The organism is Streptomyces niger (genome assembly GCF_000718305.1).
GTDB lineage: Bacteria > Actinomycetota > Actinomycetes > Streptomycetales > Streptomycetaceae > Streptomyces > Streptomyces niger.
Window position 1 is genome coordinate 154,593 of record NZ_JOFQ01000001.1, and the last position, 25,638, is coordinate 180,230.

Annotated in this window: 27 protein-coding genes and 1 pseudogene; 17 read left to right on the plus strand and 11 right to left on the minus strand. The window is 71.6% G+C overall.

Annotated features, from left to right (window positions below; all coding sequences use genetic code 11):
• Positions 1-43 precede the first annotated feature (43 nt).
• The 4 genes from IF20_RS00700 (at position 44) to IF20_RS00715 (ending at position 5,860) form a co-directional block, all read left to right on the plus strand.
• Positions 44-1,276 carry a glycosyltransferase gene (locus IF20_RS00700; RefSeq protein ID WP_052862912.1) on the plus strand — a complete coding sequence of 411 codons (1,233 nt, stop codon included), beginning with the start codon at positions 44-46 and terminating at the stop codon, positions 1,274-1,276.
• Entirely contained in the window at positions 1,273-3,081 is a 1,809-nt protein-coding gene (locus IF20_RS00705; RefSeq protein WP_052862913.1) for a right-handed parallel beta-helix repeat-containing protein, read from the plus strand. The genes IF20_RS00700 and IF20_RS00705 overlap by 4 nt, the downstream gene beginning before the upstream one ends.
• Positions 3,082-3,153: 72 nt before the next feature.
• On the plus strand, positions 3,154-4,911 hold the full coding sequence (locus IF20_RS00710) for a right-handed parallel beta-helix repeat-containing protein (RefSeq protein WP_052862914.1): 1,758 nt from the start codon (positions 3,154-3,156) through the stop codon (positions 4,909-4,911).
• 73 nt (positions 4,912-4,984) lie between these two features.
• Positions 4,985-5,860: a polysaccharide lyase gene (locus tag IF20_RS00715; RefSeq protein WP_052862915.1), complete on the plus strand. Its 876-nt coding sequence runs from the start codon at positions 4,985-4,987 to the stop codon at positions 5,858-5,860.
• 31 nt (positions 5,861-5,891) lie between these two features.
• On the opposite strand, the gene IF20_RS00720 is transcribed toward IF20_RS00715, so the two are convergent.
• On the minus strand, positions 5,892-6,908 hold the full coding sequence (locus IF20_RS00720) for a LacI family DNA-binding transcriptional regulator (RefSeq protein ID WP_052862916.1): 1,017 nt from the start codon (positions 6,906-6,908) through the stop codon (positions 5,892-5,894).
• 265 nt (positions 6,909-7,173) lie between these two features.
• On the opposite strand from IF20_RS00720, the gene IF20_RS00725 reads away from it, so the two are divergent.
• The 4 genes from IF20_RS00725 (at position 7,174) to IF20_RS00740 (ending at position 11,945) form a co-directional block, all read left to right on the plus strand.
• Positions 7,174-8,487 (plus strand): ABC transporter substrate-binding protein, encoded by a 1,314-nt coding sequence (locus IF20_RS00725; protein WP_052862917.1) that lies wholly within the window; start codon positions 7,174-7,176, stop codon positions 8,485-8,487.
• A gap of 28 nt (positions 8,488-8,515) precedes the next feature.
• On the plus strand, positions 8,516-9,487 hold the full coding sequence (locus tag IF20_RS00730) for a carbohydrate ABC transporter permease (RefSeq protein ID WP_052863444.1): 972 nt from the start codon (positions 8,516-8,518) through the stop codon (positions 9,485-9,487).
• The gene (locus tag IF20_RS00735; RefSeq protein ID WP_052862918.1) at positions 9,484-10,413 is read left to right on the plus strand and encodes a carbohydrate ABC transporter permease; all 930 of its coding nucleotides are present in this window, start codon (positions 9,484-9,486) and stop codon (positions 10,411-10,413) included. The genes IF20_RS00730 and IF20_RS00735 overlap by 4 nt, the downstream gene beginning before the upstream one ends.
• Positions 10,414-10,484: 71 nt before the next feature.
• The gene (locus IF20_RS00740; RefSeq protein ID WP_052862919.1) at positions 10,485-11,945 is read left to right on the plus strand and encodes a GH1 family beta-glucosidase; all 1,461 of its coding nucleotides are present in this window, start codon (positions 10,485-10,487) and stop codon (positions 11,943-11,945) included.
• 356 nt (positions 11,946-12,301) lie between these two features.
• Here the strand turns inward: IF20_RS00740 and IF20_RS00745 are convergent, their stop codons facing one another.
• The 3 genes from IF20_RS00745 to IF20_RS00755 all read right to left on the minus strand — a co-directional run bounded on the left by IF20_RS00745 (position 12,302) and on the right by IF20_RS00755 (position 13,836).
• A complete protein-coding gene (locus IF20_RS00745; protein ID WP_052862920.1) occupies positions 12,302-12,535 on the minus strand; it encodes a hypothetical protein in 234 nt (77 codons plus the stop codon).
• Between the two features lie 26 nt (positions 12,536-12,561).
• Entirely contained in the window at positions 12,562-13,239 is a 678-nt protein-coding gene (locus IF20_RS00750; RefSeq protein ID WP_052862921.1) for a TNT domain-containing protein, read from the minus strand.
• Between the two features lie 189 nt (positions 13,240-13,428).
• Entirely contained in the window at positions 13,429-13,836 is a 408-nt protein-coding gene (locus IF20_RS00755) for a hypothetical protein (RefSeq protein ID WP_199896425.1), read from the minus strand.
• Positions 13,837-14,116: 280 nt separating this feature from the next.
• Between IF20_RS00755 and IF20_RS40830 the strand changes: the two genes are divergently transcribed.
• Positions 14,117-14,194, plus strand: coding sequence for a 50S ribosomal protein bL37 (locus tag IF20_RS40830; protein ID WP_370443954.1), 78 nt, complete (start codon positions 14,117-14,119; stop codon positions 14,192-14,194).
• A gap of 85 nt (positions 14,195-14,279) precedes the next feature.
• Here IF20_RS40830 and IF20_RS00760 read toward each other — a convergent pair whose 3' ends face one another.
• Positions 14,280-14,687 (minus strand): DUF3224 domain-containing protein, encoded by a 408-nt coding sequence (locus tag IF20_RS00760; protein ID WP_052862923.1) that lies wholly within the window; start codon positions 14,685-14,687, stop codon positions 14,280-14,282.
• Positions 14,688-14,789: 102 nt separating this feature from the next.
• On the opposite strand from IF20_RS00760, the gene IF20_RS00765 reads away from it, so the two are divergent.
• Positions 14,790-15,764 carry a helix-turn-helix transcriptional regulator gene (locus IF20_RS00765; RefSeq protein WP_199896426.1) on the plus strand — a complete coding sequence of 325 codons (975 nt, stop codon included), beginning with the start codon at positions 14,790-14,792 and terminating at the stop codon, positions 15,762-15,764.
• Between the two features lie 21 nt (positions 15,765-15,785).
• On the opposite strand, the gene IF20_RS00770 is transcribed toward IF20_RS00765, so the two are convergent.
• Positions 15,786-16,355 carry a TetR family transcriptional regulator gene (locus IF20_RS00770; protein ID WP_052862925.1) on the minus strand — a complete coding sequence of 190 codons (570 nt, stop codon included), beginning with the start codon at positions 16,353-16,355 and terminating at the stop codon, positions 15,786-15,788.
• Between the two features lie 93 nt (positions 16,356-16,448).
• Between IF20_RS00770 and IF20_RS00775 the strand changes: the two genes are divergently transcribed.
• Positions 16,449-17,687 carry an FAD-dependent monooxygenase gene (locus IF20_RS00775; RefSeq protein ID WP_052862926.1) on the plus strand — a complete coding sequence of 413 codons (1,239 nt, stop codon included), beginning with the start codon at positions 16,449-16,451 and terminating at the stop codon, positions 17,685-17,687.
• Between the two features lie 114 nt (positions 17,688-17,801).
• On the opposite strand, the gene IF20_RS00780 is transcribed toward IF20_RS00775, so the two are convergent.
• Together IF20_RS00780 and IF20_RS00785 are read right to left on the minus strand one after the other, a co-directional pair.
• A complete protein-coding gene (locus IF20_RS00780; protein WP_052862927.1) occupies positions 17,802-18,068 on the minus strand; it encodes a hypothetical protein in 267 nt (88 codons plus the stop codon).
• Between the two features lie 75 nt (positions 18,069-18,143).
• Complete coding sequence (locus IF20_RS00785) at positions 18,144-19,046, minus strand: helix-turn-helix domain-containing protein (protein ID WP_234426438.1); 903 nt, start codon at positions 19,044-19,046, stop codon at positions 18,144-18,146.
• A gap of 99 nt (positions 19,047-19,145) precedes the next feature.
• Here IF20_RS00785 and IF20_RS00790 point away from each other — a divergent pair, with 99 nt between their 5' ends.
• From IF20_RS00790 to IF20_RS00800, 3 genes are all read left to right on the plus strand, one after another.
• Positions 19,146-19,724: a non-oxidative hydroxyarylic acid decarboxylases subunit B gene (locus IF20_RS00790; protein WP_052862928.1), complete on the plus strand. Its 579-nt coding sequence runs from the start codon at positions 19,146-19,148 to the stop codon at positions 19,722-19,724.
• 43 nt (positions 19,725-19,767) lie between these two features.
• Positions 19,768-21,192 carry a non-oxidative hydroxyarylic acid decarboxylases subunit C gene (locus IF20_RS00795; RefSeq protein ID WP_052862929.1) on the plus strand — a complete coding sequence of 475 codons (1,425 nt, stop codon included), beginning with the start codon at positions 19,768-19,770 and terminating at the stop codon, positions 21,190-21,192.
• 80 nt (positions 21,193-21,272) lie between these two features.
• Positions 21,273-21,500, plus strand: a complete 228-nt coding sequence (locus IF20_RS00800; RefSeq protein WP_199896470.1) for a non-oxidative hydroxyarylic acid decarboxylases subunit D — start codon at positions 21,273-21,275, stop codon at positions 21,498-21,500.
• Between the two features lie 67 nt (positions 21,501-21,567).
• On the opposite strand, the gene IF20_RS00805 is transcribed toward IF20_RS00800, so the two are convergent.
• Positions 21,568-21,813 (minus strand): hypothetical protein, encoded by a 246-nt coding sequence (locus IF20_RS00805; protein ID WP_052862931.1) that lies wholly within the window; start codon positions 21,811-21,813, stop codon positions 21,568-21,570.
• 136 nt (positions 21,814-21,949) lie between these two features.
• Positions 21,950-22,267: a hypothetical protein gene (locus tag IF20_RS00810; protein WP_052862932.1), complete on the minus strand. Its 318-nt coding sequence runs from the start codon at positions 22,265-22,267 to the stop codon at positions 21,950-21,952.
• Between the two features lie 273 nt (positions 22,268-22,540).
• On the opposite strand from IF20_RS00810, the gene IF20_RS00815 reads away from it, so the two are divergent.
• The 3 genes from IF20_RS00815 to IF20_RS00825 all read left to right on the plus strand — a co-directional run bounded on the left by IF20_RS00815 (position 22,541) and on the right by IF20_RS00825 (position 25,257).
• Positions 22,541-23,365, plus strand: a complete 825-nt coding sequence (locus tag IF20_RS00815) for an SDR family NAD(P)-dependent oxidoreductase (protein WP_052862933.1) — start codon at positions 22,541-22,543, stop codon at positions 23,363-23,365.
• 127 nt (positions 23,366-23,492) lie between these two features.
• Positions 23,493-23,825 carry a DUF3140 domain-containing protein gene (locus tag IF20_RS00820; protein WP_110943667.1) on the plus strand — a complete coding sequence of 111 codons (333 nt, stop codon included), beginning with the start codon at positions 23,493-23,495 and terminating at the stop codon, positions 23,823-23,825.
• Between the two features lie 178 nt (positions 23,826-24,003).
• Positions 24,004-25,257 (plus strand): alginate lyase family protein, encoded by a 1,254-nt coding sequence (locus IF20_RS00825; protein WP_052862934.1) that lies wholly within the window; start codon positions 24,004-24,006, stop codon positions 25,255-25,257.
• Positions 25,258-25,354: 97 nt separating this feature from the next.
• Here IF20_RS00825 and IF20_RS37150 read toward each other — a convergent pair.
• A pseudogene (locus IF20_RS37150) lies at positions 25,355-25,552 on the minus strand (IS5/IS1182 family transposase); the annotation flags it as partial.
• Positions 25,553-25,638: the final 86 nt, after the last annotated feature.

The following is a 25,638-nucleotide window of genomic DNA, read 5'->3' on the forward strand; positions in this document are numbered from 1 at the left end:
CCCTCTGCCCGGCCTCGGCACCTTCGTGAACGAGAACGGAACCATGAGTGCCCTACTAGACACCACGCTCTATGACTTCCGGTATTACCTGGTCTACCTGCCCCTGGGCATCCTGGGGCTGGTGCGCTGGGGCTGCTGGCTCGTGCGCCGTGCGCCGGCCGCGCTGTACCGCCCGGTGCGCAACGACTTCCGGCTGCCGCTGAGCATCGTCGTCCCGGTGTACCAGGAAGACCCCGAGATCTTCGCGCACGCGATCGAGTCCTGGCTGGCCAACGACGTCGAGGAGGTCGTCCTCGTCATCGACGTCACCGACCACGCGTGCCAGGAAGTCGCGGCCCGCTACCCGGTGACCGTCGTCATCACCGACGTCCCCGGCAAGCGCGATGCGCTGCGGCGCGGTTGGGAGGCGTGCAAGACCGACCTGGTCGCGCTGGTGGACTCCGACACCATCTGGGCGGAGGACGTGGCGGCCGAGGTCTGCAAGCCGTTCGCCGATCCGGAGGTCGGCGGCGTCGGCACCCGGCAGAACGTCTACAACCCGCGCGGCTTCCTCCAGCGGGTGAACGACATGTACCTGGACTACCGGTACTTCGACGAGAACGCCGCCCAGACCGCGGTGGGCCGGGCCGTCTCGTGCCTGTCCGGCCGGACGGCGGTCTACCGGCGGGAACTGCTGCTGGAGATATCGGATGAGTTCATGCACGAGACGTTCATGGGCGTGCCGTGCATGTCCGGTGACGACAAGCGGCTGACGACGCTCACGCTGGCGCGCGGCCACCGCACGTACATGCAGCGCTCCGCGCGGGTGTGGTCGACGTTCCCGGGCACCTGGCGGATCTTCATGAAGCAGCGGCTGCGCTGGTCCCGCAACACCTGGAGATCAGATCTCAGAGCGCTGTCGTCCCGCTGGATCCGGCGCCACCCGTTCCTGGCGTTCACCATGGCAGACAAGGCGGTGAGCAGTTTCACCCTGCTGGTCGCGCCGTTCTTCATGACCTACGCGATCATTCGGCAGGACTGGTTCTTCGTGGCGTGCCTGGCCGCCTGGTGGTGGATCAGCCGGGCGATGAAGATGCTCCCGCACCTGGTCCGCAGGCCGTCCTCGTTCTTCCTCGTGCCCGGCTTCGTGCTGGTGTCGTTCGTGATGGCCGGCGTGAAGATCTGCGCACTGCTGACCATCCGCAGGCAGCGCTGGCTGACCCGGCAGGTGTCCGTCGTCAACGGTGTCGCGGTGCGGACCTCGCCGCAGGCCGCCGGTTCGGAGGCAGGAGCATGAAAACGGCATACCGCTTCGGGGCGGCGGCAGCCGCCCTCTCGGCCGTCCTGGCGCTCGGCATCGAAGCCGCGCCGCCGGCGGCGGCCATCGGTGCTCCGGAGGACACGGCCGCCTGGGAACGCACCGGGCGGCCCGACCGGCTGATCGTGCTGCGGCCGCGCAGCGTGAGCCTGCTGAGCGGCGGGTCCCTGGTGCGCCGGCTGTACCCGGGGACGCCGTCCGTGTCCCTGAGCTGGCTGGCCGCCAACGCGGGCCGGGAGTGGATCTCGCACGAGTCCGGCGCGCCGTCCACGGTGCGGGTCCACACGGCGATCCTGCTCGCCCCCGACACCATCCTGCGTATCGACGACCGCACCAAGAAGGTGCTGCTGAGCGCCGGTCGCGACGCCCGGTCGGGGACGTGGATCAGCGGCAGCCGGGCCTCGCTCGACGTCGACAGCACCACGCTGACATCGGTCGCGGCGGACGGTGCCGGCCCGGCGCCCGCCAACGCGCCGGGTCGGCCGTACGTGTCGATGGGTGCGGGCGGCCGGATGGACTTCCGCAACGCCACCGTCAGCGGGCTGGGCCGCGTCGGCGAGACCACCACCGCCGATCAGTCGGGGGTCACCTGGGCCCGGGGCAGCACCGGTTCGGCCACCGGCTCGACGTTCGAGGGGAACTACACCGGGCTGCGGCTGGCCGGTTCCAAGGACGTCACGCTGAAGAACGTCACGGCGTCGGGGGCCACCGAGGACGGCGTCGTACTGAAGGGCGACCAAGGCACCAAGGTGAGCGAGCTGTCCGCCGACTCCAACGGCCGTACCGGCATCGCCCTCGGCGGTACCGACGACCGCACGCTGACCGGCCTGACCACCCATGACAACGACGGCGCCGGCATCAAGGCGACCCTGCAGAGCGGCCTGGAGCTGAACTCCCCCACCTCCCGCTTCGACCAGGGCGGCGGCATCGACCTGACCTCCTGCCGGCAGTGCATCGTGCGGAAGGCCTCCGTGGAGAGCTCGTCGCGGGCCGCGGTGCGGGTGTCCGGCGGCGAGAGCACGGTCTCCGTCAGGGACTCCGAGCTGACCGGGCACAACGGCAGCGAGCCGGGGATCCTGCTGGGCGAGGGCATCGAGAGTGCCACGGTCTCCGGCGGTTCGGTCAGCGGCTTCGACCGCGGCATCGGCATCACCGGCTCCGGGGTGCGCATCGAACACACCTCGTTGTCCGGCAACCGCACCGGCATCGCCATCGGTGGCGACGCCGACCAGGTCGCGCTGCACGACGTGCGGGTGGACGGTGGCGAGACCGGGGTGCTCGCCTCCGCCACCACCCGCCACATCAGGCTCACCGACGTCCGGGTCACCGAGGCCAACCGCAAGGGGTTGGCCTCCAGCTCGCCCGGGCTGCGGGTCTCCGGCGGCACTCTGGCCGGCGGGACCACCGCCGTCGACCTGGGCGCGTCGGCCCACCTGGAGAAGGTGGCGGTCGGCAGTTCCCACCGCGGCATGCACCTCGCGCAGAACGTCCGCGCCACCGGTACCTCCGTGGACGTGCTGGCCGAGCGGCAGGGTGTCGTCGCCGATGCCGGGTCCCGGCTGGACCTCACCGATTCCCGTGTCCGGGCCCCGGTCGCGCTCGACGGGGACGGCGAGGTCAAGCGGCACGGCAAGACGGAGATCACGATGCCGCCGTTCCCCTGGCTGGGCTTCGCGGCGCTGGTGGCGCTCGCCCTGGCCGTCGTCCTGCAGACCCTCCACCACGTCCGGCACCGCGGCACCCCACGGCCGAAGGTCGCCGGGCACGTCGAGAACACGGCCTGACCCCACGTCAGCCGTTCCACCGATACCGGCCGCCGCCCCTCAGGGACGGCGGCCGGAGAAGGAGTGCACACCATGACCCACCGTTCAACCGGCGCCGGTCGCCGGCCCGAATCCCCGGCCGGCGGCGAACCGGTCTCGCCCGGCGACCGCACGGTACGCGGGCCCATCAGAGCCTTGCGTGCCGGCACCGTCCTGCTGTCGGCGGGAGCGCTGGTCACCGGCCTGACCGGCGTACTTGCCCCGCCCGCGCAGGCCGCCGCCTGCAGCGGCCAGGTGCGGTACGCGTCCAGCACCAACACGGTCTACCTCACGTCCGGCACGGCGACGCTCTCCGACATCGCCCGGCAGTGCGCCAGCGCACCGCTGTACGAGGTCGACGGCTCGCCCGGCACCTGGCAGCTGGACGCCAACGTGGTCGTCCAGAACGGCGCCACTCTGAGCCTGCACTCCGCCGCCAAGGGCGGGGACGTGGACAGGCTGCGGCTGAACAGCCCGGCGAGCAACAAACCCACCGAGGTCGTGTCCGTCACCGCGCAGTACGGCACCGTCGACATCGACGACGTGGACATCACCTCCTGGGACGCGGAGGCGAACGGCCCGGACACCGATGTGTCGGCCGGCGCCGGGGAACGCGGCCGGGCCTTCATACGGGTGCTGTCCTTCCTGGACACCGACGGCACGCCCCGCCAGTCCACGATGAACATCAAGGACAGCGACATCGGCTACCTCGGCTACTACGCGGCCGAGAGCTACGGCGTGGCGTACAAGGCTCGGGGCTGCGACATCGACCACCAGGACGTCTGCGACAAGCTGGACGTGCTCGGCGAGCAGACCGGCAGCCGCTTCCACGACAACTACATGGGCACCTACACCTTCGGTGCCAACGGGATGACGTTCGACCGCAACGAGTACGACCACAACATCACGTACGGTCTCGACCCGCACGACGACTCCGACCACCTGACCATCACCAACAACCACGCGCACCACAACGGCAATCACGGGATCATCTGCTCCCAGCGGTGCGACCACCTGGAGATCGTCGGCAACGAGAGCGACCACAACGGCATCCCGCCCCACGTGCCGCCGGGCGACGACGACCCGTCCGACAACCAGGTGCACGGCATCATGCTGCACCGCGGCGTCACCGACACCGTCGTGCGCGACAACAACGTCCACGACCAGCCCAACGGCGCCGGCATCGCGATCTTCGACAGCAGCAACGACGTCATCGAGGACAACACCATCACACGTGCGAAGTACGGACTGCGCTACAGCGTCGGCTCCCAGGACATCACCGCGTCGGGCAACACCGTCACCGACAGCGGGCTGTACGCCGTCTTCACGTACCAGGGCTCGGACAAGCCCATGTACACCAACGACACCGGCCGGCCCGAACGGCTGGAGTTCACCGGCAACACCTTCGACGGCTCCGCCGGCAACGTCGCCAAGCTCAACCAGAGTGACGACCTGACCTTCTCGGAGAACACCTTCACCGGTTCCCTCGCCTCCGGTGTGCTCACCCAGGGGACCGCCGGCACGGTCTTCGCGAAGAACACCGCGCCGGCCGACCTGACGCACTCGGTCAAGAGTGACGCCTCGACCTCCGGGACGATCGCCTTCCGCGACCAGAACCCCGTCAAGGTGCAGCTGGACCCGGCCAGTTCGGCGGTGTTCACCGCGAATGGCCTGAAAGCGGGCGCTTCGTACAAACTCCTCGCCGACGGTCGTACTGTGGCCACCGGCAAGGCGGACGCCAAGGGCAGTGTGACCCTGCACGCCAGGCCGACCAGCACCGCGGCAATGACGTACCGCATCAGCGCCGCCTGATCCGGACCGCCCCGCCGCCGGCCTCGCGGCGGGGCGGCCGAAGCGCCCGGGCGCAGGAAAGGAGCAACGGCTCATGGACCGAAGGAAGTTGATCGCCGCGGGAGCGGCAGCCGGCCTCGCCACACTCCTCGCCTCGTGTTCCGGATCGGACGACAAACCGCCGCCGCCCCCGCACCACACGGACGAGCCCTCCTCCCCCGGCTCCACCCTGGACTGGGACACCGTCGCCGTGGCCCGCTTCTTCGGCTCCGGCGTGCGGCCGCGGGAGGAGGGCTCCTTCGGCCTGGACCGGACCGTGCTGCGGCACCACCCGGTGTACGGGCCCGTGCTGCGGGTGCGCTACCCGGCCCGCTCCGCCAGCCCCACCGTGGCCCGCCGCTTCAACCGCCCCGAAGGCGGCGCGCAGCTGTACCTGCCGCTGCGCTCGGGCCCGACCGACTCCCTCCACCTGCGCTACTACCTGCGGTTCCCGCACGGCTTCGACTTCGTCAAGGGCGGCAAGCTGCCCGGTCTGTACGGCGGTACGGTCACCGGCGGCCGGCGCATCCCCGACGGCGAGAACGGCCTGTCCACCCGGTACATGTGGCGGAGCAAGGGCCGCGGCGAGGTGTACGCGTACCTGCCGACCTCCGTGGAGCACGGCACCTCGCTCGGACGCGGCAAGTGGAAGTGGCCGGTCGGCCGCTGGACCTGCGTGGAACAGTCGGTACGGCTCAACCATCCGGGCGAGGAGGACGGTTCGGTCGAGGTGTTCCTCGACGGCCGCCGGGTGCTGCGCGAGGACGAGCTGGAGTTCCGGACCTCGAAGAAGCTGCAGATCGAGGGCGTGTTCTTCTCCACCTTCTTCGGCGGCTCCGACCCGAGCTGGGCCACCCCGGAGTCGGACTACGCGGACTTTGCGGCGTTCGCGGTCTCGCACGAGCGCATCGGGCCCATCAGGCGCGCCTGAGCGCCGGCCCGGGGCCGCCGCGTGCCGGTCCTCAGGAGGACTCGCGCACCACCAGTTCCGTGGGCAGGGTGATGCGCTGCCGCGGGGTGTCGGGGTCGGCGATCTCGGCCAGCAGGATGCGGGCGATGGTGGTGCCCAGCTCCTCGACGGGCTGACGTACGGTCGTCAGCGGCGGGCTGGTGTGCCGGGCGATGAAGGAGTCGTCGAAGCCGACGACCGCCACGTCCTCGGGGACCCGCCGCCCGTGCGCCCGCAGCTCGGCCAGCGCGCCCACCGCCATCACGTCGGAGGCCACGAAGAGGGCGTCCAGCTCCGGGGCGCGCGCCAGGAGCGCGCGCACGGCCGTCCGGCCGCCCTCCTCGGTGAAGTCCGACCGGGCCACCAGCCGTTCGCCGGGCCGCGCCCCGGCCTCGCGCAGCGCGTTCTGCCAGCCCTGGAGCCGGCCGCGGCCGACGTCCATGTCCATCGGTCCGGTGACCGTGGCGATGGCGGTGCGACCGCGGTCCAGCAGGTGCCGTACGGCCGCGCGGGCGCCTCCGACGTTGTCGGCGTGGGCGTGGCTGAGCGACTCCTCGGGCGAGCGGCGCCCGGCGAGCACGGTGGGCAGGCCCATGCCCTCCAGCAGCGCCGGCAGCGGATCGTCCTCGTGCACCGAGGCCAGCAGCACGCCGTCCACCCGCCGCTCCGCGACGGATTCGGTGAGCCGGTCGCGTTCGCCCTGGTCACGGACCAGGATCAGTTGGAGTTGGGTCCGGGTGTCGGCGAGGCCTGTACTGACGCCGCGGATCACGGCGGCGAAGTACGGCTCGGCGCCCAGCCGGGACTCCGACTCCGGGATGACCAGGGCGACGGAGTTGGTCCGGCTGGTGACCAGGCCGCGGGCGACGGAGTTCGGGACGTACTTCAGCTCGTCGATGGCGGCGAGGACCGCGGCCCTGGCCTCGTCGCTGACAAGCGTCGAGCCGTTGATGACCCGAGAGACCGTGGTGCGGCCGACGCCGGCGCGCGCCGCCACGGTCTTTATGGTCGGCCGCTGTCCGCCCGCCATCGCGCCTCCCCCGCCGTTGCCCGTCCTCGCGCCCGACACTGGGCTGTCACTGGGCTGTCACCAGCGCATTGTGCCAGACCCTGCGGGGTGCGCATACGGGCTTCGGGTGTCCCGCGAGCGGAGGGCCAACTGCCGTATGTGTTCAAGTCATTGACACGGGCGCCGACTGCGGCCAGTCTTCCGGAACATCGATGGGCACGTTCCCAGCGGCTGGTTGCCGCGAATGGGAACGTACCCACTTCGACATGAACCCGGGAGGGGAACGATGGCGAGCGTTCGGAAAACGATGGCAAGGAGATCCCTGGCCGCGGTCGCGGCCACCGCCGCGCTGGGCCTGGTCGCCGCGTGCGGCGCAAGCGACGACGGCGGCACCGGCGGCGGTGTGAAGGACGGCAAGGTCACCATCACCATGGGCCTGTACGGCGTCATGGGCTTCAAGGAGACCGGCCTGCTGGAGCGTTACGAGAAGGAGCACCCGAACGTCACGATCAAGGCCGAGATAGCCGGCGACGAGCAGACGTACTACACCGCCCTGCAGACCCACCTCGCCGCGGGCAGCGGCCTCAAGGACATCCAGGGCATCGAAGTCGGCCGGGCCAAGGAGCTCGCGGACACCCGCGCCGACAAGTTCGCCGACCTCGCCAAGGTCCCCGGAACCAGCCATTTCCTGCCGTGGAAGCAGAACCAGGTGACCGCGGCGGACAAGAAGGTCATCGGCCTGGGCACCGACATCGGTCCGATGGCCGTCTGCTACCGCAAGGACATGTTCGCCAAGGCGGGGCTGCCCACCGATCGCGAGAAGGTCGCCCAGCTGTGGGCGGGTGACTGGTCGAAGTACGTCGACGCCGGGCGGAAGTTCAAGGCCGGCTACAAGGGCGACGGCGTGGCTTTCATGGACAGCTCCAGCGGTCTGTTCAACGCCATGATCTACGGCAGCTCGCAGCAGTTCTACGACACCAAGGGCGAGCTGATCTACAAGAACAACCCGGTGGTCACCGGCGCCTGGGACTTGGCGGCCGAGGCCGGTTCCTCGGGCCTTACGGCCAAGCTGCGCCAGTTCCAGCCCGGCTGGGACCCCGGCCTGGCCAACAGCACGTTCGCCACGACCGTGTGCCCGGCCTGGATGCTGGCCCACATCAGCGAGAAGGCAGGCCCGCAGAACAAGGGCAAGTGGGACGTGGCCAAGGCGCCCAAGGGCGCGAACTGGGGCGGCTCCTTCCTCGGCGTCATGGAGCAGAGTCCGGTCAAGGAGGAGGCGAAGAAGCTGATCGCCTGGCTCACCGCCCCGGAGCAGCAGGCCTACATCTTCGAGAAGCTCGGCAACTTCCCGTCGTCGGAGAAGGCGCTGAAGGCCTCTGAGGTGGCGAAGGCGAAGTCGGACTACTTCAGCGGCGCGCCCATCGGCCAGATCTTCGGCGACGCCGCCCGGGAGATCCCCGACAAGCAGGTGCTCGGCCGCAAGGACGGCACGATCAAGGACATCTTCCAGCAGGGCCTGTCGCTCATCGAGGAGCAGGGCAAGAGCAAGGACGCGGCCTGGAAGACCACCGGCGAACGCATTGAGAAGGCCGCCGGCTGACCGCCGGGTACCCGACCGACACAGGAGGATCCCGGTGGCCCTGCAGACCTTCCGGCGGAGTACGTTCTGGCACCGGCTGGACGTGCGCGGCGCTCCGTACGCCTTCGTCGCCCCGTTCTTCGTCGTCTTCGCCGCGTTCAGCTTCTATCCCCTGCTCTACACCGCGTGGATCTCGCTGCACCGGGTGGAGCTGTCCTCCATGGACCTCATGGAGTGGGTGGGCTTCGACAACTACGTGGCGTTGTGGGAGGACGAGCGCTTCTGGAACGCGCTCGCCAACACCTTCACGCTCGGCGTGGTCTCCACCGTCCCGCAGCTGCTGATGGCGCTGGGGCTGGCGCATCTGCTGCACTACCGGCTGCGCGGCTCGGTGTTCTTCCGGGTCGCGGCGCTGACGCCGTACGCGACGTCGGTGGGTGCGGCGGCGCTGGTCTTCACGATGCTCTTCGAGCGCGACTTCGGCATGATCAACTGGCTGCTGGAGCTGGTCGGTCTGTCCCCGGTCAACTGGGAGAACGACAAGTGGGCGGCGCAGCTCGCCATCTCCGCGATCGTCATCTGGCGCTGGACGGGCTACAACGCGCTGCTGTACCTGGCGGCGATGCAGGCGGTGCCGGGGGAACGGTACGAGGCCGCCGCGCTGGACGGTGCCTCGCGCTGGCAGCAGTTCCGCATGGTCACCATTCCCGGCATCCGGTCCACGGTCGTCTTCACCATCGTGCTGTCCACGATCGGCGCGACCCAGCTCTTCGGTGAGCCGCTGATCTTCGGCCAGGGCCCGAACGGCATCACGGGCGGCGCCGACAACCAGTACCAGACCCTGGGCCTGCTGCTGTACGAGGAGGGCTGGAAGAACTACCAGATGGGGCGGGCCGCGACCATCGCCTGGGCGATGTTCCTGCTGCTGGTCCTGATCTTCGTCGTCCAGCGCGTCGTCCGGCGCCTCACCGCGCGCCCGGCCGGTGCCCGGCGCGTCCTCTCCAGGAGCGGCCAGTCATGACCACCGACAGTCTCCAGGTCCCCGCGCCGGAGCGGCGCCCGGCCGCACCCGCCGACCGAGTACGCCGTCCCGTCCGCCGCCGGCTGTCCCTGCGGCCCGGGGCCGGACGCCAGCACCACGCCGGGCCCGTCGCCTACGCGCTACTGATCATCGCCACGCTCGCGTCGCTGTTCCCGCTGTACTGGACGATGGTGGCGGCCTCCAGCGACAACAGCCGGGTCTCCCGGACGCCGCCGCCGTTCCTGCCGGGTCCGCATCTCTTCGAGAACCTGGGCAAGGCGTGGCAGGACGCGGCGCTGGGCAAGGCGATGACGAACAGCCTGATCGTGGCCGGTGTCATCGCGCTGTCGACCGTGCTGTTCGCGACCCTCGCCGGCTTCGCCTTCGCCAAGCTCCGCTTCCGCGGCCGCAATGTCCTGCTGATGCTGGTCATCGGCACGATGATGGTGCCGCCGCAGCTGGGCGTGGTGCCGCTGTTCATGATGATGAGCGACCTGGGCTGGGGCCAGCAGCTGCCGGCGGTCATCTTCCCCACCCTGGTCAGCGCGGTCGGCGTGTTCTTCATGCGGCAGTACCTGGGCGAGGCGCTGCCCGACGAGCTGGTCGAGGCGGGCCGGGTGGACGGCGCGCACTCGCTCCGCATCTTCTGGAGCATCGTGCTGCCGGTCGCCCGGCCCGCCATGGCCGTCCTCTTCATGATCACGTTCGTGCACGCGTGGAACGACTTCTTCTGGCCGTTCATCGCGCTGGACATGACCAACCCGACGGTCCCGGTCGCGTTGACCCAGCTGAGCGCGGGCTACGTCCGCGACCAGTCGCTCATCATGGCGGGCGCGCTGCTCGGGACGCTGCCCCTGCTGGCGATGTTCGTCGTCTTCGGCCGCCAGATCGTGGGCGGCATCATGCAGGGCGCGGTGAAGGGATGACCGCCGGCCCGCCGCCCGCTCCCGCCGACTCCCCTGCTTCCGCTTCCGCTTCCGTCCCGGAAAGGACTCCCTTGACCACCGCATCGCACACCGTCGCCCCCGCCGCGCTGCCCACCGCAGCGCGCACCTTCCCGCCCGGCTTCCTCTGGGGCACGGCGACCGCCGCGTACCAGATCGAGGGCGCGGCGGCCGAGGACGGTCGCACCCCGTCCATCTGGGACACCTTCGCGCGCACGCCCGGCAAGGTGCGCAACGGTGACACCGGCGACGTCGCCACGGACCACTACCACCGCTGGCGCGAGGACGTCGCCCTGATGGCCGACCTGGGGGTGGGCGCGTACCGCTTCTCGCTGTCCTGGCCCCGCATCCAGCCCACCGGACGCGGCCCGGCCGTACAGAAGGGCCTGGACTTCTACCGCCGGCTCACCGACGAACTGCTGGCGAAGGGCATCCGGCCGGTCGCCACGCTCTACCACTGGGACCTGCCGCAGGAGCTGGAGGACGCCGGCGGCTGGCCGGAGCGGGCCACCACCGACCGGTTCGCGGAGTACGCGGCGCTGGCCGTCGAGGCGCTGGGCGACCGGGTCCACACCTGGACCACGCTCAACGAGCCCTGGTGCAGCGCCTTCCTCGGCCACGCCTCCGGGGTGCACGCGCCCGGACGTACCGATCCGGTGGCCGCGCTGCGGGCCGCGCACCACCTCAACCTCGCGCACGGCAAGGCCGTCCAGGCGCTGCGTGCGGGGCTGCCGGACGAGGCGGACGTCTCCATCACGCTCAACCTCCACCACGTACGGGCCCGCACCGACAGCCCGCAGGACGCGGACGCGGCGCGCCGCATCGACGCCCTGGCCAACCGGGTGTTCACCGGCCCGCTGCTGTCCGGCGCCTACCCCGCCGACCTGCTGACCGACACGGCGCGACTGACGGACTGGTCCTTCGTGCGGGACGGTGACACCGCCACGATCCGCCAGCGGCTGGACTTCCTGGGGGTGAACTACTACACGCCGACGCTGGTGTCGGCGGCGGACGGCACGACGGCGGACCACTCCTTCGACGGCCACGGCGCCAGCGGGCACAGCCCGTGGCCGGGCGCCGACGACGTGGTCTTCCACCGGCCGCCGGGCAGCACGACGGCGATGGGCTGGGCGGTCGACCCGAGTGGCCTGCACGACCTGCTGCTGCGGCTGAAGGCGGAGGTGCCGGACCTGCCGCTGATGATCACCGAGAACGGGGTGGCGTGCGACGACTACGTCGATCCCAGCGGAACGGTGCACGACCCGGACCGGATCGCGTACCTGCACGGCCACCTGGCGGCCGTGCACCGCGCGATCGAGGCCGGCGTCGATGTCCGCGGCTACTTCCTGTGGTCGTTGCTGGACAACTTCGAGTGGGGCTACGGCTACAGCAAGCGCTTCGGCGCGGTGTACGTGGACTATCCGACCGGGCAGCGCATCCCGAAGGCGAGCGCGCGCTGGTACGCGGAGGTGGCCCGCGCGAACGCACTGCCGGAGGCGGCGGAAGGGGTGTAAAGGCCGAGCCGACCGCGCCCGCACGTCATGGCCTCGAAGGCATCCGCCGTTCCCGCGAAAGAGCCGAGCGCATGCCATGTTCCCACGCGGGGGCGGGGCGTCGTGGCCGAAGAGCCTCATCTCCCGGTGGTGGCACGGTGTTCTGCTGACACCGTGCCACCCCTGGCGTGGGGCGCGGCGGAGCGGAGAGGGGATGGCCGGAAGTGAGGCACGAGCGACGGATGGGGAACTTGAAGGAGCTGGGTGCGGAGTGCGCCCGGTGCGGTGACACCTGGGCACCGGCGTACGGTGACCACGTGCGTGCGCCGGCCGCACCGGGGCCGGGGCGGCCGTCGCTGCCGGGCTCGCGCACGCCCTCACGTCAGGAGGGCCAGCAGGTGGGCGCAGGCGGCCGCTTCGTCCGGGTGGCGGGTGATGACCTCGTACGCACCGCGCTCGTAGGCGCCGGTCTCCCACGCCCCGTCCGGTGTCCTGCGCAGGAAGAGGAAGTCGGGCGGCGTGGGGGCCGGTTCGTGGACGCCTTCGATGCGGTAGTGGCCGTCGGCGACCCCGGCCGCGCGCAGCGCGGACCGCAGCTCCTGCCGGTCCATGGCGTCCTTCCTGCCGTCCGCTCCGGTCAGGCGTCGGCGCGGGCGAGGTACTTGTGGTCCACCAGCCACTTCACGTTGAGCCGTTGGCCCGCGCCGGGGTCGAGGAACACCGCGTCCAGCTTGATCTGTTGACCGCCGCCCGGCTGCTCGAACCAGGGGGCTGTGCTGCCCTGCCACACCCAGAACGGCTTGCTGACCTTGTAGGTGTGGTAGTCGCACGGTGCGGCCGGCTCGCGGGTGTTGAGGTTCTGCGGGGGCAGCGCGCGCTCGGCGTACGGGTCGCCTGCCGGCGCCAGGTAGCCGCCGAACTCGGAGCCGAAGCGGTCCAGTCGCCGGCCGGTGCGCAGCTTGGTGGGCTCCTTGTCCACCTCGCCGTTGACCTCGGCGAACCCGTCGTTGGGCGGGTACTTCCAGCTGCCCGAGTCCGCCGGGCCCACCCAGTACTTCTTGAGGAAGGCGCCGGGCGAGAGGGCGCCGGTCCGTTGGTACCCCTTGAGCAGCGGGCCGACCGGTGCCAGCCGCTTGTTCGGCAGCCACTTGGGGCCGAGCCGCGCGTCGTCGTGGAACTTTCCGGTGCAGGCCTGCGGCCGGGCGGCAGCGGCGGGGCGCTCGTCCTGCTGCTGCGGGGCCGCGCTCGCGGCAGGGGCGGCCGCCAGCCCGACGGCCAGGCCGAGTGCGCCGAACACGGTGCGGAGACGGGTCACGCGTCCGCACGGTAGCCGGTCGATCGCGCCGGGCGGTAGCGGTCCGCGCCCGTTTTCGGCCACACGCATGGGGGGGCACGGGCACGGGCGCGGGCATGCGGCAGGGGGCCGCCGTCCGGTCGGCCCCCTGCCGCGGGTGTTCTTCGGTTCGTACGGGCGTTGCGCGTGCCGGCCGGTGCCGGCGGGCCGTCAGAGGCCCAGCAGCCCCAGACCCAGGAGGCCGCCCCTGCCGCTCTGGCCGAGGAGGCCGTTGTTGCCCTTCTGCGGCGTTTCGCCCTTGGTGGCGTCGTCCTTGGTGACGTCGCCCTTGGTGACGTCGCCCTTGGTGGCGTCGCCCTGTGCCGGCCGACCCTGGTCGGCGCCCGGCTGGAGGCCCGGCTCGGCGGGCTGCTTCTCGCCCGGGAAGGCGCCCTGTGGCTGGGGCTGCGGGTCACCCGGCACGTTCGCCGGGGCGTTGACGGGGTCCTCGTCGCCGGGGTCGGCGGCCTGGACGGTGCCGGCGGTGGATGCCGGCGCGTGGGCGGCGACCACGGGGGCGCCGAAGAGGACGATCATGGAGGCGGCGGCTGCCGCACCTGCCGCGAGTCGGGTTCGCACGGTGCTCTCTCCCTCGCATCAAGGATGTGACGTGACCGACCTTCCGTGCGACGGCGCGGGGCTAACGGAGCTTCACTCGACTACCGGGGCCCGGGTCACTGAAACGCACGGAGTCCGAGGTGATGGCCGGGATGTTTGTCATACGACTGCGTGAGGTGGCTCACGGGAAAGAGGGGGCGTTGTGCGGTTGGGGCTGGGTACGAGGCCCCGAGATCGCCGAGCGGGATACCGGTATGAAAGGGTGGAATCTCGGCGAAAGCAACGCGAGAAAGGAGCCGTCATGTCGTCCAAGCGCCGCCGCAAGAAGAAGGCACGTCGCAAGAACGGTGCCAATCACGGCAGCCGTCCCCAGTCCTGAAGGACGGGATGCCGAGAAAGGCCGGTGGCGCCATGGTCCACCGGCCTTTCCGCTGTCCGGCGCCGGCTCCGGCCGGCCCCGGACGTCAGTCCAGGTCGTACTCGAAGGTGTACGGGATGGACGATTCCCCGCGCACGGCGGTGAAGGACCCGGTGCCTCGCAGCCCGGTCAGCTCGCCGGTGGCGGTTCCCGGCACGACCTCGAAGGTGCAGCGCACGGTCCCGTCCGCCCCGAACGAGCCGCGCTCCTCCACCACGAAGGTGCCCGCACGCCCGTCGAGGCTGCCGGCCAGCAGTTCCATGCCGGTGAACGTCCCGGTCTCCGCCGTCCCGTAGCCGATCGTGTACTCGCAGGTGGTCCGGGCCGCTTCGATGCCGCCGGTGAAGGAGTTGGCGACGGAGGCGTGCGCGAGTTTCGGGTGGTCCGCACCCGGACCGACGGCGCGCTCCGTCCAGTCGGCGTAGGTGAAGTGGCCGGAGGTCTGTACGGGCATGGCCGCCCTCTCGATCGGTCGCACGGCTCGTTCCGCGCGGTGTGCGACCAGCCTGGCGGCGGTACCTGACACCTTCTGTCAGGTACCGCGACAATGTCGGCCATGCGCGCCGACCGCCTGCTCTCCCTGCTCCTGCTGCTCCAGAACCGCGGGCGGATGACGGCGCCCGAGCTGGCCGCCGAGCTGGAGGTGTCCGTCCGCACCGTCTACCGGGACATCGAGGCGCTCGGCGCGTCGGGCGTCCCGGTGTACGCGGACCGCGGCCCGGCCGGGGGCTACCGCCTGGTCGACGGGTACCGCACGCGGCTGACCGGGCTCACCGACGCCGAGGCCGATTCACTCTTCCTCGCCGGGGCACCCGGCCCCGCGCGCGAGCTGGGCCTCGGCGCGGTCCTGGCCACCGCCCAGCTGAAGTTGCAGGCCGCCCTGCCGGCCGGGCCGGCCGACCGTGCGCGGCGCATCCAGGAGCGGTTCCATCTCGACGCGCCCGCCTGGTTCCGGGCCGCCGACCCCGTGCCGCACCTGGCCGCGGTGGCGCAGGCGGTGTGGGAACAGCAGGTGCTGCACGTGCACTACCGGCGGTGGGGCGGCGAGGACCGCCAGGTGGTGCTGCACCCGCTGGGCCTCGTACTCAAGAGCGGGATCTGGTACTTGGTGGCGTCGGCGGACAACACGCCGCGGACGTACCGTATTTCGCGCCTCCGCTCCGTAACGACCGCCGGGCAGCCCTTCGAGCGGCCCGACGGGTTCGACCTGGCCGCCTACTGGACGGAGTCCGCCCGCCGTCTGGAGAGCGCGCTGTACAAGGGCACCGCGCGATTGCGCATCGCGCCCCGGGCCCGGCGGATGCTCCCGATGCAGTTCGGTGCGGCGGGCACCCGCGCGCTGGAGACGGCCGGGCCGCCCGACGACGAGGGCTGGGTGGAGGTGCGGATGCCGGTCGAGACGACGGCCGTTGCGGTCTCCGACCTGCTGCGACTCGGCGCGGATGCGGAGGTGCTCGGCCCGCCCGAACTGCGCGCCGCCGTGGCCCGGACCGTGGCCGAACTGGCACGGCGGTACGCGGACACGCCCTGACCGCCGTCCTGCGGGCGGGGCTCAGCCGGCCGGGCTGGTGGCGTCCTCGATGAGGCGGTGGGCCGCGGCGTCGATGCGGTCGGTGTCGCCGGTGACCAGCCGGTCCTGGCACAGGCCGCGCAGGCCGGAGACCAGGAGCGTGGCCCGGACCCGGGCGTCCCGCTCCGCGTGCCCGAGCCGGACGTACGCGGCGGCGATCGGGCCGACCATGACCTCGACGGCGTCGGCCGCCAACGCCCCGTAGGGCTCCGGCTGCGTGGTGGCCAGGCTGAGCAGTTGCAGCAGCATGCGGACCAGCCCGCGCTGCCTGCCGACCGTGATGGCCTCCCACAGCGCACGGGCGGCGCTGTGCAGCCCGGCGGCGTCGTGGACGGTGCCGAACATGGCCTCGGCGTCGGGCCGGCTGGCCGCGAGGGCCTGCGCGAGGAGGTTCTCGCGGCTGCCGAAGTAGTAGAGCAGCATGCGTTTGCTGGTCCCCACCGCTTCCGCGAGCGGGCTCAGGGACAGGCCGGCCAGCCCGTGGTGTTCGAGGTGGTGCACCACCTTGTCCAGTAGTTCTGTCCGTTTTCCGGGATCGGTCGCACGAGGCACCCCTTGACTGTACCGATCGGTACATCTATGGTCCAACGCGTTCCGTTGATGTACCGATCGGTACATCAAAAAAGCGAGACGAGGAGGCAGGGCATGGGCGCAAGTGGCCCGGACATCGCGATCGTGGGGGCCGGCATCGGCGGGCTCACCCTGGCCCTCGCCCTGCGGGCCCGCGGCATCGACGCCGAGATCCACGAGCAGGCCCCGGAGTTGCGGGAGGTGGGCGCGGCGGTGGCGCTGTCGGCCAACGCGACCCGGCTGCTCGCCCGGCTCGGCCTGGACGAGCAGCTGACGGCGGCCGGTGCCGAGCCGACCGAGCTGATCCACCGGCACTGGAAGGACGGCCGCCGCATCGCCGCGCACCCGGTCGGCGCCTCGTACCGCGAGCGGTTCGGCGGGCCCTACCTGGGCGTCCACCGGGCGGCGTTCCAGCGCATCCTGGGCGACGCGTGGGGCAGCGAGCGGCTGCACCTCGGCGCGGCGGTCAGCGGCGTGACCGAGGACCCCACCGGTGCGGGCCCCACGGGCGGGGACGGCGGCCGGGTACGCCTGGAGTTCGCCGACGGCCGCAGCGCGCGGGCCGACCTGGTCGTCGGCGCGGACGGCGTGCACTCCGCGGTGCGGCGGCGGGTCACGGACGAGGACGTCACCGTGTACTCCGGCACCAGCGGCTTCCGCGGCCTCGTGCCGGCCGAGGCGATGCCGTCGCTGCCCGACCCCGGCGCCATCCAGTTCTGGATGGGCCCCGGCGCCCATGTGCTGCACTACCCCATCGACAGTGCCGGCACGGTCAACTTCCTCGCGGTGGTGGAAGGACCGCAGCGGTGGAGCGAGGACACCTGGCGGGCCGAGGCGGCACCCGGCGAACTGCTCGCCGCGTTCGACGGCTGGCACCCGGCGATCATCGAGATGCTGTCGGGCGCCCCGCAGAGCGCCCGGTGGGGGCTGTTCGGACAGGCACCGTTGCGGCGGTGGAGCCGCGGGCGCGCGGTGCTGGTCGGGGACGCGGCGCACGCGATGCTGCCGCACCACGGGCAGGGCGCGAACCAGACCGTCGAAGACGCCGTGACGCTGGCGGACTGTCTGGCCGGGGCGCGGGCGGCCGGCGGATCCGAGGCGTACGACGTGGCGCTGCGGCGGTACGAGCGGCTGCGCCGGGTGCGCACCCGGCAGGTGCAGCGCAGTTCCTGGGTCACCTCCGGCCTGCTGCACCTGCCCGACGGGCCGGCGGCCGAGCGACGGGACCGGAAGCTGGCCACGGTTCCGGCGGACTTCGGGTGGATCCACGCCCATGACGCCGGGCGGGCGGCGGCAGCCGCCGTGGCATCCTGACGCACTGTCAGCACAGGGCCGGTACGCCCTGAACGCACGAGCGGCGGTGCCGCACCCGCGTCGGTGCGGCACCGCCGCCGGACGGTACGGCGACTCAGCCGCCGCCCGGCCCGGTCAGTGGTTGGTGCCGGCGTCCATCTGTTCCATCCAGTAAGCGACGGCCCCGGCGTTGCCGAAGGTGGTGACGCCGTCGTGCCCACCGACGCTGATGGCGGTGGTCGCGGAGCCGCTGGCCATGCCGCTGCCGTCGTCGTCGTGCGCGGAGGCGATACCGCTCAGCGGGACGATGGCGGCCGAGGCGATGGCGAGGGCCGCGGCAGTGCGAGCGAAGGTCTTGCGCATGTCATACCTCTTCAGGTAGGTGGGTTGATCGGCCCCCATGCTTCCCCTCCGGGCCGCCGGGGGGAGGGCGACGCTCGGGTGATTGCCCCTGATGGCCGACCGAGGTCCATCAGGTCACCGAGTCGTCGGATTTTCACCCGGTACCGCCGGCCGGGTCGTACCGCGCGCCACCGCCCGGAACCGCTGCGGCGTACGGCCGTCCCGTTTGCGGAAGAACTTGGAGAAATCGCCGGGCTCGCGGAACCCCAGCCGGCGGGAGATCTCCGCGCCCGAGGCATCGGTGTGCACCAGCAGGCGCTTGGCCTCCAGGAGGATGCGCGCGTCGAGGTACTGCTTGGCGGTCAGCCCGGTGGCGGCCAGCGTGGCGCGGGTGAGGGTGCGGGTGTTGTAGCCCAGCGCGTCGGCGTAGTCGGAGACCCGGTGGGTGTCGGCGAAGTCGCGCTCGACGGCCGCGTGGTAGTGCGCGAAGGTACCGCCGGGCCGGTGCGCGGCGGGGGCCTCCGGACGGGCGTGGGCGAGCCGCAGCAGCAGCACGGTCAGCAGCAGCCGCACCGCCTCGATGTGCGCCGGGAGGGGGATGGACGCCAGGTCGGCGTACTCGTGGGTGAGGTGGCGCAGGGCGAGCTGGGTGGCGCGGAGGTGCGGCCCCTCCGGCACCAGCGGCGCCTGCTCGAAGGGGGCCTCGGCGTCGGCGAAGCCGGGCTGCCAGATGACGATGGTGCCGCGCGCCGTCGCCAGGTCCTCGGCGACGTACTGGTGGACCTGGCCCGGTCGGATCCACAGCCAGCTGCCGGGGCCCAGCGCGTACTCCGAGAAGTCCACGGTGTGCCGCAGGGTGCCGGCACCGACGTGGATCAGATGGTGGAAGCCGGGGCGCTGGGGCGTCGCGAGATCGATGCCGCGACGGTGACCGCGGGCCCGCAGTTCGGCGAAGTCCAGGACGTCCATGCCCAGCGGAGCACCGAGCGAGGGCCGGTAGGCGACGTCCGTGATCGAGAGCTGTCCGTTTTTCCCCATACCGAGTCCGTAGCGTACCGCTGCCTTCCGCTTACCTCCTCCTACGGTCGCAGAAGAGGCAGCGACGAGCCGGAAGCTGCCGGAGAGCAGAGGTGTGACGTGCGGCTGATCGTGGGAATGACGGGGGCGACCGGTGCGGTGTTCGGGATCCGGGTGCTGGAGCACCTGGCCGAGCTGCCGGAGGTGGAGACCCACCTCGTACTGAGCCGCTGGGCCCGGTCCACGATCGAGCTGGAGACCGGGCGGAGCGCCCGTGCGGTCGCCGAGCTGGCCGACGTGGTGCACAGCCCCGAGGACCAGGGCGCGTCGATCTCCTCCGGCTCGTTCCGGACCGATGGCATGATCATCGTGCCCTGCTCGATGAAGACGCTGGCCGGGATCCGGGCCGGTTACGCCGACGGGCTGGTCGGCCGCGCCGCCGACGTCGTGCTCAAGGAGCGCCGCAAGCTGGTGGTCGTCCCGCGGGAGACGCCGCTCAGCGAGATCCACCTGGAGAACATGCTGGCGCTGGCCCGGATGGGCGTGCAGATCGTGCCGCCGATGCCCGCCTTCTACAACCACCCCGCCTCGGTCGACGACATCGTCGACCACATCACGGCCCGCGTGATCGACCAGTTCGACCTGCCGGCGCCGGCCGCGAAGCGGTGGGAGGGCATGCGCGCGGCCCGCGCCGCCTGACGCCCGCCCCGCCCTCGCCTCCCCTCATCACAGGAGTACCCCCATGCCCTACGACGACCTGCGCAGCTTCCTGAACACCCTCGACAAGGAGGGGCAGCTGCTGCACATCACCGACGAGGTGCTGCCCGAGCCGGACCTGGCCGCCGCCGCCAACGCGGCGGGCCGCATCGGCGAAGGCGCGCCCGCCCTCTACTTCGACAACGTCACGGGCTTCACCGACGCCCGCATCGCGCTGAACGTGCACGGTTCCTGGCGCAACCACGCCCTCGCGCTCGGCCTGCCCGCCGCCACCTCGGTCAAGGACCAGGTCGAGGAGTTCGCGCGCCGCTGGGACGCGTTCCCCGTCACCCCCGAGCGCCGTGAGGACGCCCCCTGGCGCGAGAACACGGTGGAGGGCGCGGACGTCGACCTCTTCAAGGTGCTGCCGCTCTTCCGCCTGAACGACGGGGACGGCGGCTTCTACCTCGACAAGGCCGCGGTCGTCTCGCGCGACCCCGACGACCCGGACCACTTCGGCAAGCAGAACGTCGGCACGTACCGCCTGGAGGTCATCGGCCGCGACCGGCTGGCCATCCAGCCGGTGCCGGTGCACGACGTGGCCCTGCACCTCAAGGCGGCGGAGAGCCGCGACGAGGACCTGCCCATCGCAATCACGCTGGGGAACGACCCGGTGACGACCATCGTGGCGGGCATGCCGATGGGGTACGACCGTTCCGAGTACGAGATGGCCGGTGCGCTGCGCGGTGCGCCCGCGCCGATCGCCACCGCGCCGCTCACCGGCTTCGACGTGCCCTGGGGTTCGGAGGTCGTCATCGAGGGCGTGATCGAGGGGCGCAAGCGGCAGATCGAGGGGCCGTTCGGCGAGTTCACCGGCCACTACTCCGGCGGGCGCCGGATGCCCGTCGTCCGCATCGACCGGGTCTCGTACCGCACGAATCCGATCTTCGAGTCGCTGTACCTGGGCATGCCGTGGACCGAGGTGGACTACCTCGTCGGGCCGAACACCTGCGTACCGCTGCTGAAGCAGCTGCGTGCGGAGTTCCCGGAGGTGCAGGCGGTCAACGCCATGTACACGCACGGCCTGGCCGTGATCATCTCCACGAAGAAGCGGTACGGCGGCTTCGCCAAGGCGGTCGGCATGCGGGCGATGACCACGCCGCACGGCCTCGGCTACGTCGCCCAGGTGATCCTCGTCGACGAGGACGTGGATCCCTTCAACCTCCCGCAGGTGATGTGGGCGATGTCCTCGAAGGTGAACCCCAAGGACGACGTCGTCATCATCCCGAACCTGTCCGTCCTGGAACTGGCTCCGGCCGCCACCCCGGCCGGCATCACCAGCAAGATGATCATCGACGCGACCACCCCGGTCTCCCCCGACAACCGCGGCAACTTCAGCACCCCGGTCCGCGACCTGCCGGAGACCAAGGAGTGGATCGGCCGGCTGACGTCGATGCTGGCGAAGCGCTGACGCGCGGCGCGCCCGTCAGGAACGTCGCTTCATCGACTTACCCACTCATCGCCTCAGAGATCTACCGACCTGGAATGCTCATGATCTGCCCCCGCTGTGCGCACGACGCGCTCCACACCCTCGCCCACTCCCCCGTCCCCGGCGTCTGGGACGTACTCCAGTGCACCCGCTGCCTCTACACCTGGCGCACCACCGAACCCGACCGCCGCACCCGGCGCGAGGCCTACCCGGAGCAGTTCCGCCTCACCCAGGAGGACATCGACAACGCCATCGAGGTCCCGGCGGTGCCGCCGCTGAACGCCGGCTGACCTCCCCCGTCACGCGGCCGGACCCCGCCCTCTTGATGAGGAGCGGGGCCCGGCCGGCGGTACCCGGTCAGTCGCCGTCGAAGGCGAGGTCCTCGCCCATGCCGGTCTGGATGTAGACCGAGGTCGTGCCGCCGCCGTAGGCGTACGACCCGTCGTGCCCGGTGCCGCTGCCGTGCTGGTGCGACTGCGTGATGATGATCCGGCTCTTGAGGAAGTCGTCGTCGTCGTGCGCGGACGCGGTGCCGCCGGCGACAAGGACCAGTGCGGTGACGGGAACTGCGACCGCTGCCAAGCGCAGCGCGGTGCGGACCATCGGTACCTCCATCGGTTGCCACGGAAAGGGACGGTGCGTTCCCACCGCCCCACGGGTCGATCAGTAGCCGAGTCTGCGAAGCGGCACACGTACCACCACCCGAACGGCAGGGCCCCCGCCCAGCGATTTCGCGGTGTCACGGCCGTACCTGGATCTCCCCGACGCCGGTGCCGATGCCGCCGCAGCGGCCCGTCGACCGGCCGGTCCGCCCGGGGTCGAGCGTGACGCGCTCACCGTCCGCGTCGGGCGCCCAGCCGCAGACCAGATGCACCCAGAAGGTCTGCGGTGCGCTGCCGTTGTTGCGGCAGCGGGCGTAACCGGTGTATGCGTCGTCGGCGTGCTTGCCGGTGTCGCACGACAGGCCGGGCGGGGTGGCGGCGGCCGGGACGGCGAGCGCGGCCACCATGACGGCGGCGGCCGCCGTGACCTTCGTCCCTGTGGGCGTCGGCTTCATGGTCTCTCCTGGACGTTCTCGGGTCGGCCCCCGAACGCGCGGAGCGGTACGGAGTGCCGGTCGCATGCCGGACATGGCTCCCACCCGGCTGTCGGCGGAAAACCAGGGAGATCGTGACGCTGCGTGAGTGGCCGCGGCGCACGCACGCCGGGTGTCGGGCGACGAACCGTGCGCGGAGTAGTGTGTTCCGGTTACCTGCCGGCCACCGGCCTGAGTACCGATCAGCTCGTGCCAACCGTGGGCCGGGTGTCGAACAGTGAAGGAGTGTCGGGAATGGGGACGACCGGAGCCGGAAGCGCGGAGCCGACGGGGCCGGGCACGGCCGTGGTGACCGGGGCCTCCTCGGGCATCGGCACCCGGTACGCCGAACGGCTGGCCGAGGCCGGCTGGGACCTGGTGCTCGTGGCGCGGCGGGCGCAGCGGCTGGACGAGTTGGCCGGTCGGCTGCGGGAGTCGGCCGGGATCGCCGTCGAGACGCTCGTCGCCGACCTGGGCGTACCGGAGGACCTGGCGCGCACCGCCGAGCGGGTCACGGAGGACGACGTGGCGCTGCTGGTGAACAACGCGGGCATCAACGGCTACGGGTACTTCCACGAGGTCGACCCGGCGCTGCTGACGCGGGTGCTGAACGTCAACGTCACGGCGCTGACGGTGCTGTCCAGGGCCGCCGTGCCCGGCATGCTGGCGCGCGGCCGCGGCGCGGTGGTCAACGTCGCCTCCCGGCTGGCCTTCGCCGGTTCGCTGCCGCCGGACCCGCTCCCCCGACGCGCCGTCTACGGCGGCACGAAGGGGTACGTCGTGACCTTCACCCGCACCCTCGCGGCCGAACTGGCGGACTCGCCGCTGCGCATCCAGGTGCTGTGCCCCGGGCTCACCGCCACCGAGTTCCACCTGACGACGGGCGAGGAGTCGGTCGCGGGGCAGGAGCAGCAGGTGCACGCGGAGGGGGGCATGCCGGTGGACGAGGTGGTGACCGCCTCGCTGGCCGCGCTGGAGCGCGGCGACGTGGTCTGCGTACCCGGCCTTGCAAACCCCGAGGAGGCGCTGGAAAGGCTGGTCGACGCGGAGGTGGGGATGCGGGGCGTCCCCCGTCGCTGACCGTCGCCCGCCCGGCGGTGGGCCGGTCCGGGTGCGGCGGGTTTGCCCCGATCCGTCGTGGGTTACCTGTGCGCGTACAGCCCGGGCGATCGTGTGCCCGGCAACCGCGAACCCGAGGAGGCATGTCGTGACAGCGCAGGTCAGCAACGAGTTGTGGGACACGTTCCACTCCGTCGTCAACATGACGTCGCGTGAGCTGCACGAGTGGCTGAGCGTCCAGGCCGCGGGGCAGGACTCCGAGGTGGTCCCCGACCAGGCCGGCGCGCCCATCGGCCGGCACGTGGCGGAGATCCTCGGCAAGCGCCGTACCGACCTCACGGAGGAGGACGCGCAGGTCATGCGGCGGGTGTGCGAGATCGTGGAGAGTCAGCGGGCCGACCACCGCGACCCGCAGGCCGGTGGCGTGGACTGGCGGCACGGGCTGATGAACATCGGGCACGACCCGCTGAAGCCCGCCTGAGACCCGCGCCTGGGCTGACGTTGCGTCAGCCCAGGCGCCGGCAGCGCGTGGGGCGCTGCTCGTGCGGGCGGTTCCGGTGCCGAGTGTTGACATGCCTGGTTCAGACCTTTAGGTTCACCGACCATCGCGCCTGTCCATAGAGGCGATCACCGTTCACATACAAGGACGGAACCCCCACATGCCTGTGCAGAGACGCCCCCGCCACGCGGCACGTACCACCGGTACCGCGCTCCTCGCCGCCACCGCCCTGCTGGTCACCCTGGCCACCGCCCTGTCCGCCGGCCCCGCCACCGGTGCGCCCCGGTCCCTCTCCGCCGACCGGGCCGGGGCCGCCGCGCCGGCCGCCTTCACCCACCCCGGCGTCCTGGTCTCCAGCGGCCAGCTCGACTTCGTACGGGAGAAGGTCAACTCCGGGGCGCAGCCCTGGAAGAGCGCCTACGACCAGATGAAGGCGAGCAGGTACGCCTCGCTGGACCGCACGCCCAAGCCCCGCGCCATCGTCGAGTGCGGCTCCTACTCCGACCCCGACCACGGCTGCACCGACGAGCGCGAGGACGCGCTCGCCGCGTACACCGACGCGCTGATCTGGTACATCAGCCGGGACGAGCGGTACGCCGTGAAGGCGATCGCGCTGATGGACGCCTGGTCGGGCACCATCGAGGGCCACACCAACTCCAACGCCCCGCTGCAGACCGGCTGGGCGGGCTCCTCGTGGCCGCGGGCCGCCGAGATCATCCGGTACAGCTACCGGGGCTGGGCGCAGGACAAGGTCGACCGCTTCGAGACCATGCTGCGCGACGTCTACCTCCCGAAGGTCATCAAGGGCTCGAACTCCAACGGCAACTGGGAGTTGAGCATGATGGAGGCCGCCGTCGGCATCTCCGTCTTCCTCGACGACAAGGCGTCGTACGACAAGGCGATGGCGAAGTTCCGCGGCCGGGTGCCGGCGTACGTCTACCTCAGCGGCGACGGCGATCTGCCGAAGACGGCGCCGGGCAGCGGGCTCGACAGCCGCGACAAGATCATCAAGTACTGGCAGGGCCAGTCCACGTTCGTGAACGGCCTCACCCAGGAGACTTGCCGCGACCTCACCCACACCGGATACGGCATCTCCGCGATCTCGCACATCGCCGAGACCAGCCGCATCCAGGGCCAGGACCTCTACGGCACGGACGTCGGCGAGCGGCTGCGCTACGCGCTGGGCTTCCAGGCCAAGTACGAGCTGGGCGAGGCGCCGCCGAGCTGGCTGTGCGGCGGCAGCGTCAAGCGCGGCCTGGGCCCGGTCACCGAGGTCGGCTTCAACGCGCTGCACGGCCGGCTCGGCCAGGCCATGACCAACACGCAGAAGCTCACCGAGCAGGGCCGCCCGGCCGGCTCCAACAACCTCTTCGTCGCCTGGGAGACCCTCACGCACGCGGAGAACCCCCGATGAGCCGCGGCCTGCGGACCGCGACCGCGCCGCTGGCCGGCGCGCCCTACTTCCGCACCATCTTCGGCTGAGAACTTCTCACGCAACGTGGGTATGCGATGGTCTGCTCGATCACCCATCCCTTGGTGCCCAGGCCGAAATCGTGCTCGGTGCCGCGCCGGGCGATGAGGGCCTTGATGCCCTTGGCCCGCCCCTGGCGGCGGTAGCAGTCGTGGTCATAGCCGCGGTCGGCGTAGACCGCCAAGGGCCGGCGCCGGGGTCGGCCACGGGTGCCGCGGATCGGTGGGATGGCGTCGAGCGCGGTGGCGGTGGCGGCCGCACGAGTGCGGTGAGGCAATGAGCCCGTGGGCTGGGGCACGTGGGCGAGGGCCGGGCCGCGCGTGC